Source organism: Pseudomonas sp. Irchel s3a18 (assembly GCF_900187535.1).
GTDB lineage: Bacteria > Pseudomonadota > Gammaproteobacteria > Pseudomonadales > Pseudomonadaceae > Aquipseudomonas.
The window spans coordinates 528743-546655 of the sequence record NZ_FYDV01000001.1; the positions used below are offsets into that span (position 1 = coordinate 528743).

The window sequence follows — 17913 nt, forward strand, 5'->3', positions numbered from 1 at the left end:
CCCGCCCTGCAGGCGCGAACATGCCGCGCCTACAGGGCGACGGGGCCCAGCAACAGCGCCTGCTCGCTGTCGCACAACTGCACCACGTAATCCCATAACACCCGCAACCGTACCGACTTGTGCAGCTCGCGGCGGGTGCTGATCCAGTAACTGCGCTGCAGACTTTCGGCGGGCAGCAGCGGCACCAGGCCCGGGTCGTTGCTGGCCATGTAGCACGGCAGGACCGCGATCCCCAGCCCCGCTCGCGCCGCCTGTTGCTGGGCAATCACGCTGGTGCTGTGGAACACCACCTGCGGACTGCGGCAGAAATTGTTGAGGAACATCAGTTCCTGGCTGAATAGCAGGTCGTCGACATAGCCGATCCAGGCATGCCGCGCCAGGTCTTCGCGACTGCGTAACGGTGGTGAGCGGTCCAGGTAGTCCTGGCTGGCGTACAGCGCCAGGCGGTAATCGGTCAGCTTGCGGGTCACCAGCATGTCGGCGGCCGGGCGCTCCAGGTGAATGCTGATCTCGGCCTCGCGGTTGAGGATGCTGACAAACCGTGGCACCGCCACCAGTTCCACCTCCAGCCCCGGATAACGATCGAACAGCCCTTTCATGCGGCTGGCGAGGAACATGATGCCCAGGCCCTCGGTCACACCGACGCGGATCTTGCCCAACGGCGCGGTGGACTGGGTGATCTCCTCCTGCGCCAGCAAGGCGACGTTCTCCATGGCCTCGGCGTGCTTGAGCAACGCTTCGCCGGCCGGGGTCAGCTCATAACCCTGGGCCTGCTGGACGAACAGCGCCGTCCCCAGGCTCTTTTCAATCGCCTCGATATGCCGGGCCACGGTGGCGTGGGTGGTTTTCAGGCGCCGCGCGGCGGTCAGCAACCGCCCGCTGCGTTGCAATTCGAGAAAAAACCGCAAGTCATTCCAGTCGAACATCTGCCATCCCTGAATCCATGCCTGTGGATCGCTGTTTAAAAACGCACAGCGGCTGAGCAAAAACTAACATTCTTTTACCGAAAACTAACAACTAGGATGGATCCCAATAAGAACAACACGCTGCGAGGTCATGGATGCAACCTGCCGTTGATGCATACGATTACATCGTGGTCGGCGCCGGGCCGGCCGGTTGCCTGCTGGCCAATCGCCTGAGCGCCAACCCGCAGCACCGGGTGTTGCTGCTCGAAGCGGGTGGGCGCGACAACTATCCGTGGATTCACATTCCCGTGGGTTACCTGTTCTGCATCGGCAACCCGCGTACCGACTGGTGCTACAAGACGCAAGCACAAGCCGGCCTGCAGGACCGCAGCCTGAGCTACCCGCGGGGCAAGGTGCTGGGGGGCAGTTCCTCGATCAACGGCATGATCTACATGCGTGGCCAGGCCACCGATTACGATGGCTGGGCCGCCGACGGCAACCCCGGCTGGAGCTGGAGCGACGTACTGCCGCTGTTCAAGCGCAGCGAAAACCACTTTGCCGGCGACTCGGACTTTCATGGCGCCGCCGGGGAATGGCGGGTCGAACGCCAGCGCCTGTCATGGCCGATTCTCGATGCCTTCCGCACGGCCGCCGAACAAAGCGGCATCGCCAACATCGATGACTTCAACCAGGGCGACAACGAAGGCTGCGGCTACTTTCAGGTCAACCAGAAAGCCGGGGTCCGCTGGAACGCGGCCAAGGCCTTTCTCAAACCCGTTGCCCAGCGCGCGAACCTCACTGTGCTGACCGGCGTCGAGGTCGACCGCGTGCTGCTGGAGAACGGCCGGGCCAGCACCGTCATGGCCCGCTGGCAGGGCCAGGCCACCTCATTCAGCGCCCGTCGGGAAATCATTCTCAGCGCCGGCTCCGTCGGCTCGCCGAGCATCCTGCAACGCTCCGGTATCGGCCCTGCCAGCTTGCTCAAGCGCCTGGGGATCGGCGTCGTTCATGAACTCAACGGCGTCGGCGGCAACCTGCAGGATCACTTGCAGCTGCGGTTGATCTACACACTGGAAAACGCCCGCACCCTGAACCAGATCGCCGGCAGTGTGTGGGGCAAAATGGGCATGGGCCTGCGCTACCTGTACAACCGCAGTGGTCCGCTGTCGATGGCCCCCAGCCAACTGGGCGCCTTTGCCCGCTCCGGGCCGGAGCAGACTTCGGCAAACCTCCAATACCACGTCCAGCCGTTGTCGCTGGAACGTTTCGGCGAGCCCTTGCACCCCTTCCCGGCATTCACCGCGTCGGTCTGCGACCTGCACCCGCACAGCCGTGGCCGAGTGGAGATCAGCTCTGCCGACCCGCAACACGCGCCCTTGATCCAGCCCAACTACCTGAGCCACCCCGAAGACTTGCGAGTGGCCGCCGATGCCATTCGCCTGACCCGGCGCATTGTCGCCGCACCGGCCCTGCAGCCATTCAAGCCGGTGGAATACCTGCCGGGCGCGGCCTTGCAGACAGAAGAGCAATTGCACGAAGCCGCCGCGCGGATCGGCACCACCATCTTCCACCCGGTCGGCACCTGCCGCATGGGCCACGACGCCGAAGCCGTGGTGGACGCCCAACTACGGGTGCACGGCATTCCCGGCCTGCGTATCGCCGATGCCTCGATCATGCCGCGCATCACCTCCGGCAATACCTGTTCACCCACGCTGATGATCGCCGAGAAAGCGGCGCAGCTGATTCTCGCCGCATCGACAAGGAGCACCGCACCGGACAAACACCTGACCGCACTGTCTTGAAACACCTGCTCGCTCGCCAATGGAATAGCGGCGCCCGCCCACAAGGCCGGCGCTGACAGTGGAACAACAATAAATAAACACTGTGAGGGAAACCGATATGTCAGAACAGGCTCAAGCTGTCGCCGGAACGCTCAGCGCCGGCACCAGCAAGGATACGCAGAAAGTCATTTTCGCCTCGTCCCTGGGGACGGTCTTCGAGTGGTACGACTTCTTCCTCTACGGCGCCCTCGCGGCGGTGATCAGCAAACAGTTCTTTGCCGGGGTCAACGACACCACGGCCTTTATCTTCGCCCTGATGGCCTTCGCCGCCGGTTTCATCGTGCGCCCCTTCGGCGCCCTGGTGTTCGGCCGCCTGGGAGACATGATCGGGCGCAAGTACACCTTCCTGGCGACCATCGTCCTGATGGGGATGGCGACCTTCTGCGTCGGCCTGCTGCCCAACTACGCCAGCATCGGGATTGCCGCGCCGATCATCCTGGTGGTGCTGCGCATGCTCCAGGGCCTGGCGCTGGGTGGCGAATACGGCGGGGCCGCGACCTACGTCGCCGAGCACGCGCCCATGGGCAAGCGCGGTTTCCACACCAGCTGGATTCAGTCCACCGCCACCCTCGGACTGCTGCTGTCGCTGCTGGTAGTACTCGGCTGCCGTTACTTCACCGGTGACCAGTTCGAAGTCTGGGGCTGGCGCATTCCGTTCCTGCTGTCGATCGTGCTGCTGGGTATTTCCACCTGGATCCGCCTGAGCCTGCACGAGTCGCCGGCGTTCCTGAAAATGAAGGAGGAAGGCAAGTCCTGCAAGGCACCGATCCGCGAATCCTTCGGCAACTGGGAAAACCTCAAGGTCGTCCTGATCGCCCTGTTCAGCATCAACGCCGGGCAAGCGGTGACCTTCTATGCCGCCCAGTTCTACGTGCTGTTCTTCCTCACCCAGTTCCTGAAAATGGACCCTGCCCTGGCCAATACCTTGCTGATCGTCAGCGTGGTGATCGGCGCGCCGTTCTTCGTGTTCTTCGGCTGGTTATCGGATCGGGTCGGCCGTAAGCCGATCCTGATGCTCGGCCTGCTACTGGCCACCGTGCTGTACTTCCCGATCTTCAAGACCCTGGCCCACTACGCCAACCCGGCGATCGACCGCGCCAGCCAGCAGGCACCGATCACCGTGCTGGCCGACCCGGCAACCTGCACCTTCCAGTTCGACCCGGTGGGCAAGGCACGCTTTGACAGCCCCTGCGACAAGGTCAAGACCTTTCTGGTCAAACAGGGCCTGCCCTACAACAGCGAAGCCGCACCGGCCGGCAGCAACGTGCAGGTGAGCATCGGCGAAGTGAAAATCGACGGTTACGACGAAGCCGCCCTGCGCGGTGCCGTGACCCTGGCCGGCTATCCACAGACGGCCGACACCCAGCTGATCAACAAACCGATGATCGTCGCCCTGATCGTGGCCCTGATCATCATCTCGGCCATGTGCTACGGGCCGCTGGCGGCGCTGATGGTCGAACTGTTCCCAACCCGCATCCGCTACACCTCGATGTCCCTGCCCTATCACATCGGCAATGGCTGGTTCGGCGGCTTCCTGCCGACCGTGTCGTTCGCACTGGTGGTGTACACCGGGGATATTTTCTACGGGCTGTGGTACCCGGTGCTGATTACCGGGGTCAGCCTGGTGGTGGGTCTGTTGTGCCTGCGTGAAACCAAGGATGTGGATCTGAACAAGAACTGACCCAATAAAAAAGGTCCGTCCACGTTGGCCATGGACGGACCTTCCTTTCAAGAGAGCGACGTCAGTCGCTCTCTTGCATTGAGGCTTACGCCACGATGTCCGTCATCGCGGCCTGGCCCACCGTACCCACGGCAAAGCCCGCCACACCCATGCCGTCAAGGTCGACATACAGACTCGTCTGGTTGGTTTCAGCGAAGTAAGTCAGGACCGCATCACCGGCATGGCCGGTGAAGCCGCTGACGAAGTTCAGCATTGCACCACCTGATGCGAACGGCGCGAGGCCCGACAGGTCGATCTTGTCCTGGCCGCTGGTGAAGTCCATGATCCAGTCCGGTGCACTGTAGTGAGTATCGCTGGCAGCACCAAACACAAAGGTGTCCGCCCCCGCGCCCCCCCACAAGGTATCGCCACCACCACCGCCGTAGAGAATGTCGTTACCGGCACCGCCTTCCAGCAGGTTGGCCACCGCGTTGCCGATCAACAGATCATTTCCTGAACCACCGATAGCGGCTTCCACTGTCACGCCATGGGCGATCGAAACGTTGCCCACCAGGCCACCAACATCGGAGAACGAGCCCTGGTTGAGGTTGATCTTCTGATTCTGGGTGAACCCGGAGAAGTCCAGTGTGTCGTTGCCACCGCCATCCCACACCGAGAACACCACTTTGGAGGCCGCCGACGTAGCGCTGTAGAAGTCGCGATCGGCGTTGGAATTAAAACCATACACGGTGTTATCGGCACGGGTATCCAGGTTGGCCCCGTAGAGCTTTTGCACGGCGACGATGTCATCCATCAACGGCGCCGAGGCATAGGCACCGCTGCCGTCCTTGCTGAAGTCCTGGTTGGTGTTGCTCTCGCTCCAGTAACTCATCAGGCTGTAGCCGCGTGTGTCTTGCGCGTAAGTGGCGTCGTTATAGGTCGGGTTACCGTTACCCGCGTTGTAGACGCCTGGATGGGACAGGCCCAGGCTGTGGCCGATTTCATGGGTCAGGGTCTGCCGGCCATAGTTGCCATGGTCCGGGGTTTTGTTGACCTGATACCGATCATTGATCAGGTACCACGACTGACCGTCGTAACTGCTGCCCGAAGGGAGATACGCGAAGGCAGCGCCACCCGTGCTGACGTTGTAGTTGCCGAAACTCAGGTGACCATCACCACTCGCTACACCTTGCGTGAACGTCACGTTGGCCACGTCCGACCAGGATTGCAGTGCGAGTACTGCCTGGGCTTTCTGCTGAGCGCTGAACTCGCTGAAATCCCCCAATCTCGAGTCGTAATTGGACGGCGCGGAGGTCATGAAACTGAAGCTCAGTTCGACCTTGCCATTACCGTCCTTGTCGTGCCAGGACATGTTTTTGCGCAGGATCGAATCGGCCGCCTGGTCGGCAGTGAACGACGGTTTCCCGTTGATCAGTTCCGAGCCGCCACGATCATACAAATGGCTGAAGGCATCGACCTGGCTGTAGGCCGAACTGACCTGGCCCGAGGTGGCCATCACTTTTTCTTTTGCTTTTGCCTGTGACATTGTTCACATCCTTGTTTCAAATAATCGATTCCGATAGACCACGGCGAGCCCTTCGCGAGATCGTCCTATCACTCGCCCTGCACTGCAGAAGGCGCAACAAAACTGACACAAATTGAAGCCGCATAGTATTGAATTTTTAGATAGCTCCTCAGATAGCGCCCTGGCGACTTGAGAGACGGATACAACCCGCTAACCTTTCCCGAGCGCCAGAGCCGTAGAACGCGTCCACGACTACCTCCATCGTGCAACCAGGAGCTGCCACGTCATGTCCTTCCAAGCCTATCTGGACAACATCCAGGCCAAGACCGGCAAATCGCCGGCCGACCTCAAACAATTGGCAAACGAAAAGGGCTTCGCCGAAGACGGCAAATTGAAAGCCGGTGTCAAGGCCGGCCAGATCATTGAATGGCTCAAATCCGACTTCGACCTGGGCCATGGACACTCCATGGCCATTTACGCGCTGCTCAAGGGTAAAGAGTCCTGACTGCCTAGGCAGACTGACAGAAGAAGCCACCCGAGCCCATGATAGTCCGCGATACTTTCATGGGCACCGGCTGGAACAACATCGTTATATATCGACTGTTCTTAATACCCCCCACTTGCACCTATCCAACTCTCACCTGTCTGACACCTGAATAATATGACTTCCAAGGTTGACTTCATTAAGTCGCCTGCGTAAATTGCGCGGGCCGGTTAATCCGGCCTTTTTTCAACTCACAAAAGAATCCAATGGACACAGTATCTAGATGCTGCCTGGCTGATGCGAATGCACAGAGCCGGGCACTTAACCCAAATATTGACGGGACTCGACACCTCGGTCGGGTAAGCTGCGCTAGAGCTTGATGCTCCGCCGTAACTTGCCTCCCCGGCGCCAGTCCGGTCGCGAGGCATGTTATGAACTTCACATCCACGGTAATGCCCGGTGTCCGCGCCTTCGCCAACGCGACGCGCGCCAAGCGCTGCCACGCGCAAGCAACCATGACCCGCGCCACCTTGTCCTCCCCTCCTTCGCGCATGCAGCATCATCTGCGTGCCCATTGGCGCGTCTGCCCCCTGAGCGGGCAACTCCAGCAACGCTGGCGCCTGGACGAAAGCCAGGAACCACCGAACCGGTGCTTCGCGCACCTGTTGCAGCAGATCGGCCTCGTACTCGGCCTGAACTTCGGCGTGCGCACTTTCAGTTGACCTGAAAGTTCTCTCGACTCTTTAACCGGCGTTTTCCTTATTCAGGAATTCGGCAACTTTCTGTTGCCTGCTTAAACATAAAAAACAGTGGACACCAGCATGGACGAAGCCAGTAGACGGTTCGCTGCATACCCGTTGTTGTTCGGTATGCAGCGAACGTTAAAGCACAAGAAACATAACTCCCTGAATCGATCGCTTATGGGCGGCTCGACATACTTTCGCTCGTCTTTCATTAGTTGAGTTGTCGGTGTGTCGTGCCGCAAGCCTGCGGCAGGAGCACACGCTATGACCACCGTAAAAACCCCGAAAAAAACCACCCAGGGCGCCACCGCCGACGACACCCGGCTGTCGATGCGCGCTGCCCGTGAAGCACAGAACGGCCTGGCGGTGACCTTCGCCAACGTCAAGACCACCCCCGCCGGCCTGACCGAACTCGACGCCGAAGGCCGGCTGCAACGCGAAGGCTTCAACGAGGTCGCCCACGACAAGCCGCCCCACGCCCTGGTGCAAGTGCTCAAGGCCTTCAACAACCCCTTCATCTACGTACTGATGACACTGACCCTCATCAGTTTCATCACCGACTTCTGGCTGCCCCTGCAGGAAGGCGAGGAAACCGACCTCACCGGGGTCATCATCGTCCTGGTCATGGTCCTGGCCAGCGGCCTGATGCGCTTCTGGCAGGAGTACCGCTCCGGCAAGTCCGCCGAGGCCCTCAAATCCATGGTGCGCACCACCGCCACCGTGCTGCGCCGCGAGCAGGTGGGCAGCAAGTCGGTGCTGCGCGAAGTGCCGATGCGTGAATTGGTAGCGGGCGACATCATCCAGTTGTCTGCCGGCGACATGATCCCAGCCGATGTCCGGCTGATCGAATCCCGGGACCTGTTCATCAGCCAGGCGGTCCTGACCGGTGAAGCCTTGCCGGTTGAAAAGTACGACACCCTGGGCAACGTCGCCCAGAAATCCGCTTCCGCCACCGCGGCCGCGGCCGACCAGGCCAACCTGCTGGACTTGCCCAACATCTGCTTCATGGGCACCAACGTGGTCAGCGGCACCGCCCGGGCGGTAGTCGTCGCCACGGGCCCGCGCACCTACTTCGGTTCGCTGGCCAAGGCCATCGTCGGCTCGCGGGTGCAAACCGCCTTCGACCGGGGGGTGAACAGCGTCAGCTGGCTGCTGATCCGCTTCATGCTGGTGATGGTGCCGGTGGTGCTGTTGATCAATGGCTTCACCAAGGGCGACTGGAGCGAAGCCTTCATGTTCGCCCTGGCGGTCGCCGTCGGACTGACCCCGGAAATGCTGCCAATGATCGTCAGCGCCAACCTGGCCAAGGGTGCGGTGGCGATGGCCAAGCGCAAGGTGGTGGTCAAGCGCCTCAATGCGATCCAGAACTTCGGTTCGATGGACGTACTGTGCACCGACAAGACCGGCACCCTGACCCAGGACAAGATCATCCTCGAGCATCACATCAACGTCGACGGACAGCGTGATGACTCGATCCTCGAACTGGCCTGGCTCAACAGCCATCACCAGAGCGGCATGAAAAACCTGATGGACCAGGCGGTGGTGCAGTTCGCCGAACGCAACCCGAAGTTCCAGCCGCCGTTCGCCTACAGCAAGGTCGATGAACTGCCGTTCGACTTCATTCGCCGGCGCCTGTCGATCATCGTCAAGGACAGCCGCGACGATCACCTGTTGATCTGCAAGGGCGCGGTCGAGGAGATGCTGAACATCGCCAGCCACATCCAGGAGGACGGCGTGGTCGTTCACCTGGACCCACAGCGACGCGTCGAGTTGCTGAACAAGGCTTGCGAATACAACGAAGACGGTTTCCGCGTACTGCTGCTGGCCACCCGCAAGATCCCCAAGGCCCAGAGTAAACACCAGTACACCACCAGCGATGAGCGGGAGTTGGTGATCCGTGGCTTCCTGACCTTCCTCGATCCGCCGAAGGAAACCGCCGGGCCGGCGATTGCCGCACTGCGTGACATGGGCGTAACCGTCAAGGTGCTGACCGGCGACAACGCCGTGGTGACCTGCAAGATCTGCCGCGAAGTCGGGCTGGAGCCCGGCACGCCCCTGCTTGGGCAGGACATCGAACGCATGGACGAAGCGACCCTCAAGCGCCGGGTCGAAGAGCGCACGGTATTCGCCAAACTCACGCCGTTGCAGAAATCCCGGGTGCTCAAGGCCTTGCAATCGAACGGTCACACCGTCGGTTTTCTCGGCGACGGGATCAACGACGCCCCGGCCCTGCGGGACGCCGACGTGGGGATCTCGGTCGACAGCGGCACCGACATCGCCAAGGAGTCGGCGGACATCATCCTGCTGGAAAAGAGCCTGATGGTGCTCGAAGAAGGCGTCCTCAAAGGCCGCGAGACCTTCGGCAACATCATGAAGTACCTGAACATGACCGCCAGCTCGAACTTCGGCAACGTGTTTTCGGTGCTGGTGGCCAGTGCCTTCATTCCGTTCCTGCCGATGCTGGCGATCCACCTGCTGCTGCAAAACCTGATGTACGACATCTCTCAGCTGGCACTGCCCTGGGACAAGATGGACAAGGAGTACCTGAGCAAACCGCGCAAGTGGGACGCCAAGAACATCGGGCGCTTCATGCTGTGGATCGGGCCGACCTCGTCGATCTTCGACATCACCACCTTTGCCCTGATGTGGTACGTGTTCGCCGCCAACAGCGTGGAAATGCAGACCCTGTTCCAGTCTGGCTGGTTCATCGAAGGGTTGCTCTCGCAAACCCTGGTGGTGCACATGCTGCGCACGCAAAAGATTCCGTTCTTCCAGAGCACCGCCGCGTTGCCGGTGATCCTGATGACCGGATTGGTGATGGTGCTGGGCATCTACATTCCGTTCTCGCCGCTGGGCACGCTGGTCGGCCTGCAACCGCTGCCATGGTCGTACTTCCCGTGGCTGGTGGGCACCCTGCTCAGCTACTGCGTGGTCGCGCAGTTGATGAAGACCCTGTACATCCGCCGCTTCAAGCAATGGTACTGAGTGCCTGAACCCCGCCACCGATACGTCATGGGCCGCCTCGCGGCCCATGACCCAGGGCACTTTCATGGAGCAACCACATGAAACAGGATCAAGCGCCATGCGTGTACTGATGTGCGCCGGGCGTCACTACGCCGATCGCCAAACCTGCCGCCAGGTCCTCAACGCCTTCCAGCGCCTGCACAAGATCAGCGTGCTGGTTCACGGTGGCCATCCGCTGCTGGGCGGCGAGGTCGAAGACTGGGCCCGGGAACAGGGCGTCGACATCGTGCGCTATCCCCCCAACTGGCAGTTGCACGGCAAGCAGGCCGAACGCCTGCGCAACACCTTCATGCTCAACGACAGCCGACCGGACACCGTCATCGCCCTACCCGGCGGTGAAGACACCCAGGCATTGCTGGCCCAGGCCAACGCAGCCGGCATTAAGACCCTGTCGATCAACGAACGGAGCTGACCCCGTTCACTCCCTGAATCAAGGAGGCACCCGCGCGCCCGCGCACTGCCTCCCTCCTCGAATGCATCACGCAGAGGTCAACATGCCAAAGCACCCTTCCCATCGCCGTACTCACTCATTCACCCACGATCTGCCGCCTGCCAAGCGCCGCATGCTGCGGCGCAATCTGATGTTCGTCGGTATGACCCTGACAGCCATTGCCGGCCTGTCACTGATTTCCAAAGCCAACGCCGCCGGCGGTGCCTACGTGGTCGACGACGGTGCCATCAATGCTCCCGGCGAATGCAACGTCGACCTGTGGAACCAAAGCGGCCGACACAACCATTCCACCCACAATCTGGTGCTGTCTCAGGCCTGCACCTTCAAGGGACTTCCCGGGATTCAACTGGGCGCCGCCATCGAGCACGGCCGTGACGATGGGGATGGCGAAACCCAAGTCAGCCCGCAACTCAAGGCGCAACTGCTCGACCGCGAAGACCTCGGACTGCAACTGGCCTTGGCCGCCAACGCCCACGTCGCCATCAACCGGGGGCACGCCTTCGACGGCGCCGACCTGAGCCTGCCCCTGACCTACACGCCGATCCAGACCCTGCGCCTGAACCTCAACGCCGGCTGGGCCCATGCCTATGACGAAGGTGAGCAGAACCACCGCTGGACCTGGGGCACAGGTGTGGAATACGACCTGGCCGACGCCCTGACCCTGATCGCCGAGCGCTTCGGCCAGAGGGGCGGCCAACAGGCGTGGCAGGCGGGGCCGCGGTTGCACATTGGCGAACGCCTGGATCTGGATTTAGTGGTCGGACGCGACCTGACCCAGGACCGCGATCAGTGGCTGACGACCGGGGTGACACTGAGGTTCTAGGCGCTCCTCCTTGCTTTTATTGCGCGGGAGGCAACGCAATAAAAGCAAAGGGGGCGGGCAGCAATACCGGCACGTCGGGGCCAACCGTCAATCGCACTATCCGCTCCATCGGCTTGCCGTTGAGCAACGGAATCATTGTCTGCCGCCGGCTGGCCGGGTCATTACCAAAGAAGTTCTCCCAGTGACCAAGCAGCACCATTCGAGGTTGGGTCAACTGCAACAGTCGCAACGGGTAACCATCCACTTCACTCCACGACCCCACGCAAAGAATCTCGACATCTATGCCCTTGCCGTCTGCTAACGCGGGTGGAAACCCGTAAGGCGCAGGGGCTGCAGAGTCTTGGTAGTGAAGGCGATAAACCGGTTTGCCGTGTTCGTCCAGCAGGTCGATCAACCAGGCCATCGACTGCCCCAGTCTCCAGTTCAACATAAAGGACGGGGTGCTGGTCAGGTCGTAGTCATAGCTGCCGGGGGCCACCAGATGACCGGCGACTTGTGGGGCGTGCCGATTCTCGATAGGCATGACCCGGATGTTTTTACCCAACGATGTGATCCACTCACCGGGGCGTGAAGACGCTCGCGGACCTTGAGCCGGATCGACCCTGGCCATCGCCCACTCGGCGCTGACCACCCTGGAGGCTGGCACCATCGCCCGCAACATATGCGCCACCGACCTCGACCCGTACACCTGAGCGTTGGGTGTGTAGTTTTGCATGACCCACGGCACATCCAGCAAATGGTCATAGTGCCCGTGCCCCACCAACACCATGCTGACGTTCTTGGCGGCTGGCATCAGGTGATCAATCCGCGCTTTGTCCGCCTCGACCCAGAGCGGCGGAATACCAGGTATCCCCAACCATGCAGGATTGCTGAAGGACGGCGCCATCAGCACCCCCTCCCCGCGCCAGTGCAACAACCAGCCACCGACGCCGAGAAACTGGATCTTCGGCTCGCTGATATCCGGCCCGCGCCAAACGGCAAGCCCCTGCTCTTGCGGGGTTTGGGTACAGGAACCGACTGTCACCAGCAACGCGAGCAACAGCAGCCCAGGTTTCATGACACACGCCTGACGACAATCACTGAACCGCACTCACCGGGAGCTTCTTCCCGGACTCGTCAGCACCGGCCGTCCTGAAGACATTCAAAGGCTCATGACCGATATTCACGGGTTGATAACGGCCACCAGGCTCACGCGCTTGATGGGGATCCTCCAGTTTGCCGATGTCCATCCGCTGGTAGACGCTGATATGAACACGATCCATTTCTACTGGCTTGCGACGAAATAACCCGGCATTTTTGTAGAGCCAGGAAAGTGCCGATGGGGCATCGAAGTACTCGTCATGCAGATGCGCGCCAATACACGCGGGAGGCCAGGGATCGTCAGGAAACAACTGCTCGCTCTTGAGCTTTTCCAGCATCCAGCGCAGAGGAATACTCTCAAGCCCGACGGCCCCTTCAGGGTTCTCGCCGTAGGGACTCTTTCCACAGCCCGCAAGGTTTTGCTTGTTCAGGTAACCGCCCCCGACATCCGCATGCACCCCGGCAAACCACACCTCCTCCAGTGTCTGACCCTGGGTTTGCGGGACGCCGAACCTGAGCAAGCGGAAGGCCTCTCGTTGCTCATCGAGGGACATGGCCTGATAACCGGCATCTGCATAAAGCTCCAGACGATGACCATCGGGATCTTCGTCCAACCCCCATCCCACCGCTGGCACCGTGTCGAATACTCCGATGACCTTCACCACCACTTGCTTTCCGGGAATTTCATTGCCGTCGGCGTCAATACCATAGGCATCAATACCGTGGGATTTACGATACGCGTGGAGCCTGGCTCTCAGATCCTGGTAGAACCTTGGGTTCCCAGTGTTCTTGACGTGATAGAGGTCATACATGTCCTTGACCACGTTGTGCATATGCCCAGCCCAGCCAAACAGTGGCGTAGCGTCCAACCCGTTTGCCTTGAGGGTATCGAACTTCGCCAGGCCGGCGAATTCAATAAAGCCGTTGAGCGAGCGAGCGGTAAACGCCCCTCGGCTGAAACCGAAGAGATAGATCTGATCCCCGGGCTGATAAGCCTCCACCAGGAATCGATAGGCTTGCCGAATGTTGATACTGACTCCATTGCCAAACGCCGCACCGCTGATGGGTGTCACAGGGCTGGTTCCCACCCCTTTGTCATAGTAGGCAATGACCGGTTCGCCGCCCTGCCCGGTATCGGCCAGTGAGCGAATCAGTGCCATGTTGTACATCTGCCAGATGTTGGTGCTGTCATCCTTGTCATTGGCCGTACCGTCGAGCAGCACCACCAGTTTTCTTGGTTTTCCATTGCTGTGGATGCAGTTGAGCAGGCTCCAGCGCGCTTGCACCTTGAAATAGCCATCATTCGCTGCATTGGGGTCGAGTTGGTCGATGCCTTGGCAATTCGCAGCCCAGGCCTTGCCAATCAGTATGTCGTCAAGCGAAGTTTTGGTGGCACTCACTCTCACCTTCTCGGTTCCCAGACCGCGATCACTCAAATACTGAGGTGGCGATGAACAAGCGGTGAGCAGTCCCATTATCAACAGCAGTGCGATACGCATTGTGAGCTCCTTTCAACCGTGAACCGACTGTGTGGATTCCGCTAAAACGCCTTATCAAGGGGGACCTTGGTCGAGGGCGGCAGCCAGACCTCGATGACACCTTTCTGGCCCTTCAGACCATCAGCCAAGGGCGCGATACCCCAGGATTTTGCTGCTTCGATGGAGATGAGTTTTTCGGCACAGCCCTTTGACGCTGCATTGTGGTAGATCACGATAGGGCTCGGGTAAGGGGTCGGCGCGCGCCGGTTTGCCCGTCGTGCGCTGTCCACCACATCCTCCACCGGTGGCACCGACGCACCGAAGCTTCGCCAAGGCCCACGCAGCGTCCTGGCGAAATCCCGAAGCTCAGGGCCATGGATTTGCAGGTAGACCGTCTGGCCCTTGCAAATATCTGTGGTGTCCTCGACCGGAGTGGCTTCAACCGATGCAGTATTGTGCTCCTGAATCGTGACCTCATCAGGCGCTGACGATTCCAGTTCCGGCATCGGTGCAGGTGCAGGTGCAGATGACGCCAGTTCAAATTCACCCTGATCAACATAGTCACGCGCAGGCGCCCAACAGTTCGCTGATATCAAGGTTGCAGACGAATAATCACGAATCCAGTACTGCGGCTCGCACTTGCCCCTTGGCTCATCTTGCAAGCACGCCGATAGCGAGAAGTCATCCAGCAGCACTGCGCAGGAGGGATGCGCAGATACTGACTGCCTGCACGCCTCCTTGGTTCGACTAACCATCAGTTTCATCAATGCAGAGTGCCGAAACGCGTCGAGGTTGTAGGCTGTACACGCCTTGTCACCAACGCGTAACAAGGCCGTCGCCATTTCTCCTAGCGGATCATTGCTCGAAGGGGCCGATTGCCTGCCGAGCGGCGGTAGCTTGCCAAAAATATCGGTAAGTTCCTTGAGTGCACCAGGCTCAATCTTCTGCTGGTCCACTCGGTGAGTGAGCTCGGAGTTGATCGCCTGCCAGCCAGCCAATCCGATAGAGGTAATGGCCCCCAGGCTGATGGATGCCGACACGGCACCTGTAGAAGCTATCCGCGATGAGAGTCGTTTTGAGGAAAAACGCAGCACCATGGCGCCGTCGCTTTCCTTGATCAGGATGGCGCCGTCGTCATTGACGAAATAGTTCTTGGCAAAGGCTCGCATATCCTGCAATTGCTCCAGATCGAGATTGCGTCCCAGGGTTTGCCCGAGCTGGAAATAACTCTCCCATTGCGCCTCACTGAAGGACTGATCCGTGGTCGGTTCTTGGGGGAACAGCGGGTTGTCGGATTTGAAGTTGACCAGATCAACCGGTGCACCGTTACTCATGTTTGGCTTGACGATAATCATGTAGCCGGAGCGCCCGGAGCGGCGATAATCGACTCGTGCCAAAGCCAGGCACGCCTCACTGTCCGGCGATGCCAGCTCATTGAGCGAGCCAAATACCGCAGGCAAATCCCGATCCGGCTGCCGGGGACGCAAAAAAGTTATCTCGGCCTGTAAATCGATACGCGCCTTGCGCACTAGATTTTCCAGATCACCGAAGGCGTAACGTGGATCGGCACCACAGTCAGCCACCACGATGACTTCGCATTCTTCACGTAACAACGCATAAGCCGCCGTGTTCTCGAAGTGCCCACCGTCACTGAGAAACCAGTCCTGACGACGATCACCATCGAAACGTCCACGCAACTCGCTCAACAGCTGGCCATACTTGCCAATTCGCTTTGCCGAAGGCTGGCCACCCATGCCATGACTGTCCCACCAGTAACCCAAACGGATGCCGGACATCATCAACAAGGCCGCGATACCGGAACGGGTCGACTTGCCGAGCCCGGGAGCAACGGCAGCACCGGAAATCGCTACCCACGCCCCCAGGCTCAAGGACTGTGCCTGGCTCCCTGGATGCCAGGTATCACTACCGTGTAACAGACAACCACCAGGGCCAACGGTCAGTAGCGAGCCTTTTCTGTCCTGATTGAACAGTCCCCCCATCGGGTCTTCGGTCTGGTTGACGCACACATTGATCAGGTGCACCGGTCCGCCGCCTTTATGGGGCTGATAGGCAACCATGGTCAAGTCATCGCCATCATCCACCTGCGTGACCCGCAACGGCAGTGTCTGGCTATTGGCAGGTGCGACACAGGACATGGGCGAAGGCGTTGCCGCTTGAAATCTGTTGGGGTTGGCGGCACCCAGATAGCTGCGGATCAAACGGGCACGATAAAATGAATAGAGTGAAGAGCGGTTGAGAAAGTCGCGGTTGGCTGCCGAAACCAACACCATCAACAGCGGGGGAATGGTCAGCCAGGCCAGGTATTGCCACGCAAACGAAAAATGCAACGCCCCCAGGGAAGAGTCAAACAGCACACTGGTGGTTGCCCGGTGCAATACGCTGATCCAGAACACCAGCAATGCACCTGCCAGGGCAACCCCCAACACATTGATCACCTCCATGACCACACGCCGGGTGCCCGGGACCAGACTTTTTGGCAGATCGGCAATCATCGGCATGGCGGCCCGCAACGCGATGGCGATCAGGGCGAGCATGCCTCCTAACTGGCCTTGCGATGTGGTGTTCGAGTTGGTCAGCGACCAGGCCAGATAATCGACCATGCCGAGCACAACGAATGCCAGGGCGACCTTCAATGCAACAGCCAGCGCTTGAGTCAGGCCATTGCGGGTGCGGTCCGGGTCTTTCTCGGACTTGATGCTCAGGCACATCGCAATGAGGATGCCCAGCACCCAGGCGACCATCAGTGCCAACGCCAAAACGACCAACCCACCGGGAAGCTCCAGAGTGCCCGTCCAAAGTGGTATGACGTTGCTCAGAAAATCCGTGGAATGACGCAGTAAAATCACGATACCCGCACTGGCCATCAGCGCCGTCAGCAAGCGCTGCGCACCTAAGCGCTGTCCTTTGCGAGTGGGCAGCGCCCAATACGTACAAGAAAGAATCGCACCGATCCAGGCGACGGGAACCAACCCTAGCCAAATTGTCGGCCAGTCGGAAAAAAAACCGATCAAACCCATGTCCAGCCATGGCATGGGAGCGCAACCGCCACCGGGTGCCAGGCAATCAACCCACTGCCAGACCGCCAGATCCAGGCTGACAAGAAAGCCGCCAAGGATGAAGGCAAGAAACGCAAGTTCAACATGCACGCCCAACAGATTTCGACCGAAGTTTGCAGCGGCGAACAGAATATCCTTCAGGCCTCTGGGGATCAGGTAGCGTCCGTTGGCACGCAGCCAAACCGCGAACCAGCGCGTCTGAGCCTGACCCAGCTCTCGCTCCAGCCTCATAGGGTCCGGAGCGCCGGACTGCCCTTCGTTGTGAAAAAGCTTGCCGATGGTCGAACCGATGTAGCCACCACCGGAGACGGTCGACATCAAGTCGAAACGATGCAGCAACTCCTTCTCCGCCAGCGCCTTGATCAATCCAAAACAGAAGGTAGCGCTACGGATTCCGCCGCCTGACAACGCCAGGCCCCAGGGTCGTGCCGACAAGGTCTTTTGAACGTCCTCGGGGAGTTTTTCGCGCCGGGTTTGATACAGGGCCTGGAGATCCACTTCACCGATTTTGCTCTGCGCGGACGTATCGTCAGTCGTCATATTCTCGTTCCTTGAAGACGTGGATGAGCGAAAGCCATTCCAGGAACAATGGACGAGCACTCAACATTAGACTCCCGGCGCGCGCCTCAAGATTGAACGCCGCTCAAACATCACGTGCGTAAGCCCAACTAAAATCCAGGAAGTATTTAAGCACCTCGCTTGACCCAGTAAATACCTGCACTCAATGCACCCATCAACAAAACACCCTACATGCACACTGCAAACATCTGTCTAAGCGCTCGACGTAGACTCCCGAACAATCGTTAACAACTTGAACTGACA

The 17913-nt window shown here is 59.9% G+C and carries 12 protein-coding genes; 7 read left to right on the forward strand and 5 right to left on the reverse strand.

Features of this window, described 5'->3' with window-relative positions:
- Positions 1-29: 29 nt before the first annotated feature.
- Entirely contained in the window at positions 30-926 is an 897-nt protein-coding gene (locus tag CKW29_RS02175; RefSeq protein WP_095147837.1) for a LysR family transcriptional regulator, read from the reverse strand.
- A 134-nt stretch (positions 927-1060) separates the two neighbouring features.
- On the opposite strand from CKW29_RS02175, the gene CKW29_RS02180 reads away from it, so the two are divergent.
- Both CKW29_RS02180 and CKW29_RS02185 read left to right on the forward strand, forming a co-directional pair.
- Positions 1061-2707: a GMC family oxidoreductase gene (locus tag CKW29_RS02180; RefSeq protein WP_095144436.1), complete on the forward strand. Its 1647-nt coding sequence runs from the start codon at positions 1061-1063 to the stop codon at positions 2705-2707.
- Between the two features lie 97 nt (positions 2708-2804).
- Positions 2805-4427 (forward strand): MFS transporter, encoded by a 1623-nt coding sequence (locus CKW29_RS02185; RefSeq protein ID WP_095147838.1) that lies wholly within the window; start codon positions 2805-2807, stop codon positions 4425-4427.
- A gap of 85 nt (positions 4428-4512) precedes the next feature.
- On the opposite strand, the gene CKW29_RS02190 is transcribed toward CKW29_RS02185, so the two are convergent.
- Positions 4513-5952 carry a serralysin family metalloprotease gene (locus CKW29_RS02190; RefSeq protein WP_095144438.1) on the reverse strand — a complete coding sequence of 480 codons (1440 nt, stop codon included), beginning with the start codon at positions 5950-5952 and terminating at the stop codon, positions 4513-4515.
- Between the two features lie 265 nt (positions 5953-6217).
- Here CKW29_RS02190 and CKW29_RS02195 point away from each other — a divergent pair, with 265 nt between their 5' ends.
- From CKW29_RS02195 to CKW29_RS02215, 5 genes are all read left to right on the forward strand, one after another.
- Complete coding sequence (locus tag CKW29_RS02195) at positions 6218-6436, forward strand: DUF4287 domain-containing protein (protein ID WP_095079128.1); 219 nt, start codon at positions 6218-6220, stop codon at positions 6434-6436.
- A 410-nt stretch (positions 6437-6846) separates the two neighbouring features.
- A complete protein-coding gene (locus CKW29_RS02200) occupies positions 6847-7137 on the forward strand; it encodes a hypothetical protein (RefSeq protein WP_095144439.1) in 291 nt (96 codons plus the stop codon).
- A gap of 285 nt (positions 7138-7422) precedes the next feature.
- On the forward strand, positions 7423-10143 hold the full coding sequence (mgtA, locus tag CKW29_RS02205; protein ID WP_095144440.1) for a magnesium-translocating P-type ATPase: 2721 nt from the start codon (positions 7423-7425) through the stop codon (positions 10141-10143).
- Positions 10144-10240: 97 nt separating this feature from the next.
- Positions 10241-10594: a DUF2493 domain-containing protein gene (locus CKW29_RS02210; RefSeq protein ID WP_095144441.1), complete on the forward strand. Its 354-nt coding sequence runs from the start codon at positions 10241-10243 to the stop codon at positions 10592-10594.
- 82 nt (positions 10595-10676) lie between these two features.
- A complete protein-coding gene (locus tag CKW29_RS02215) occupies positions 10677-11456 on the forward strand; it encodes a hypothetical protein (protein WP_095147926.1) in 780 nt (259 codons plus the stop codon).
- 16 nt (positions 11457-11472) lie between these two features.
- On the opposite strand, the gene CKW29_RS02220 is transcribed toward CKW29_RS02215, so the two are convergent.
- From CKW29_RS02220 to CKW29_RS02230, 3 genes are read right to left on the reverse strand one after another with little or no spacing between them, the layout of a single operon-like run.
- Complete coding sequence (locus CKW29_RS02220; protein ID WP_095147839.1) at positions 11473-12513, reverse strand: MBL fold metallo-hydrolase; 1041 nt, start codon at positions 12511-12513, stop codon at positions 11473-11475.
- Positions 12514-12532: 19 nt separating this feature from the next.
- Entirely contained in the window at positions 12533-14035 is a 1503-nt protein-coding gene (locus CKW29_RS02225) for a DUF2235 domain-containing protein (RefSeq protein ID WP_095147840.1), read from the reverse strand.
- Positions 14036-14076: 41 nt separating this feature from the next.
- The gene (locus tag CKW29_RS02230) at positions 14077-17457 is read right to left on the reverse strand and encodes a hypothetical protein (RefSeq protein WP_371850782.1); all 3381 of its coding nucleotides are present in this window, start codon (positions 17455-17457) and stop codon (positions 14077-14079) included.
- Between the last annotated feature and the right edge of the window lie 456 nt (positions 17458-17913).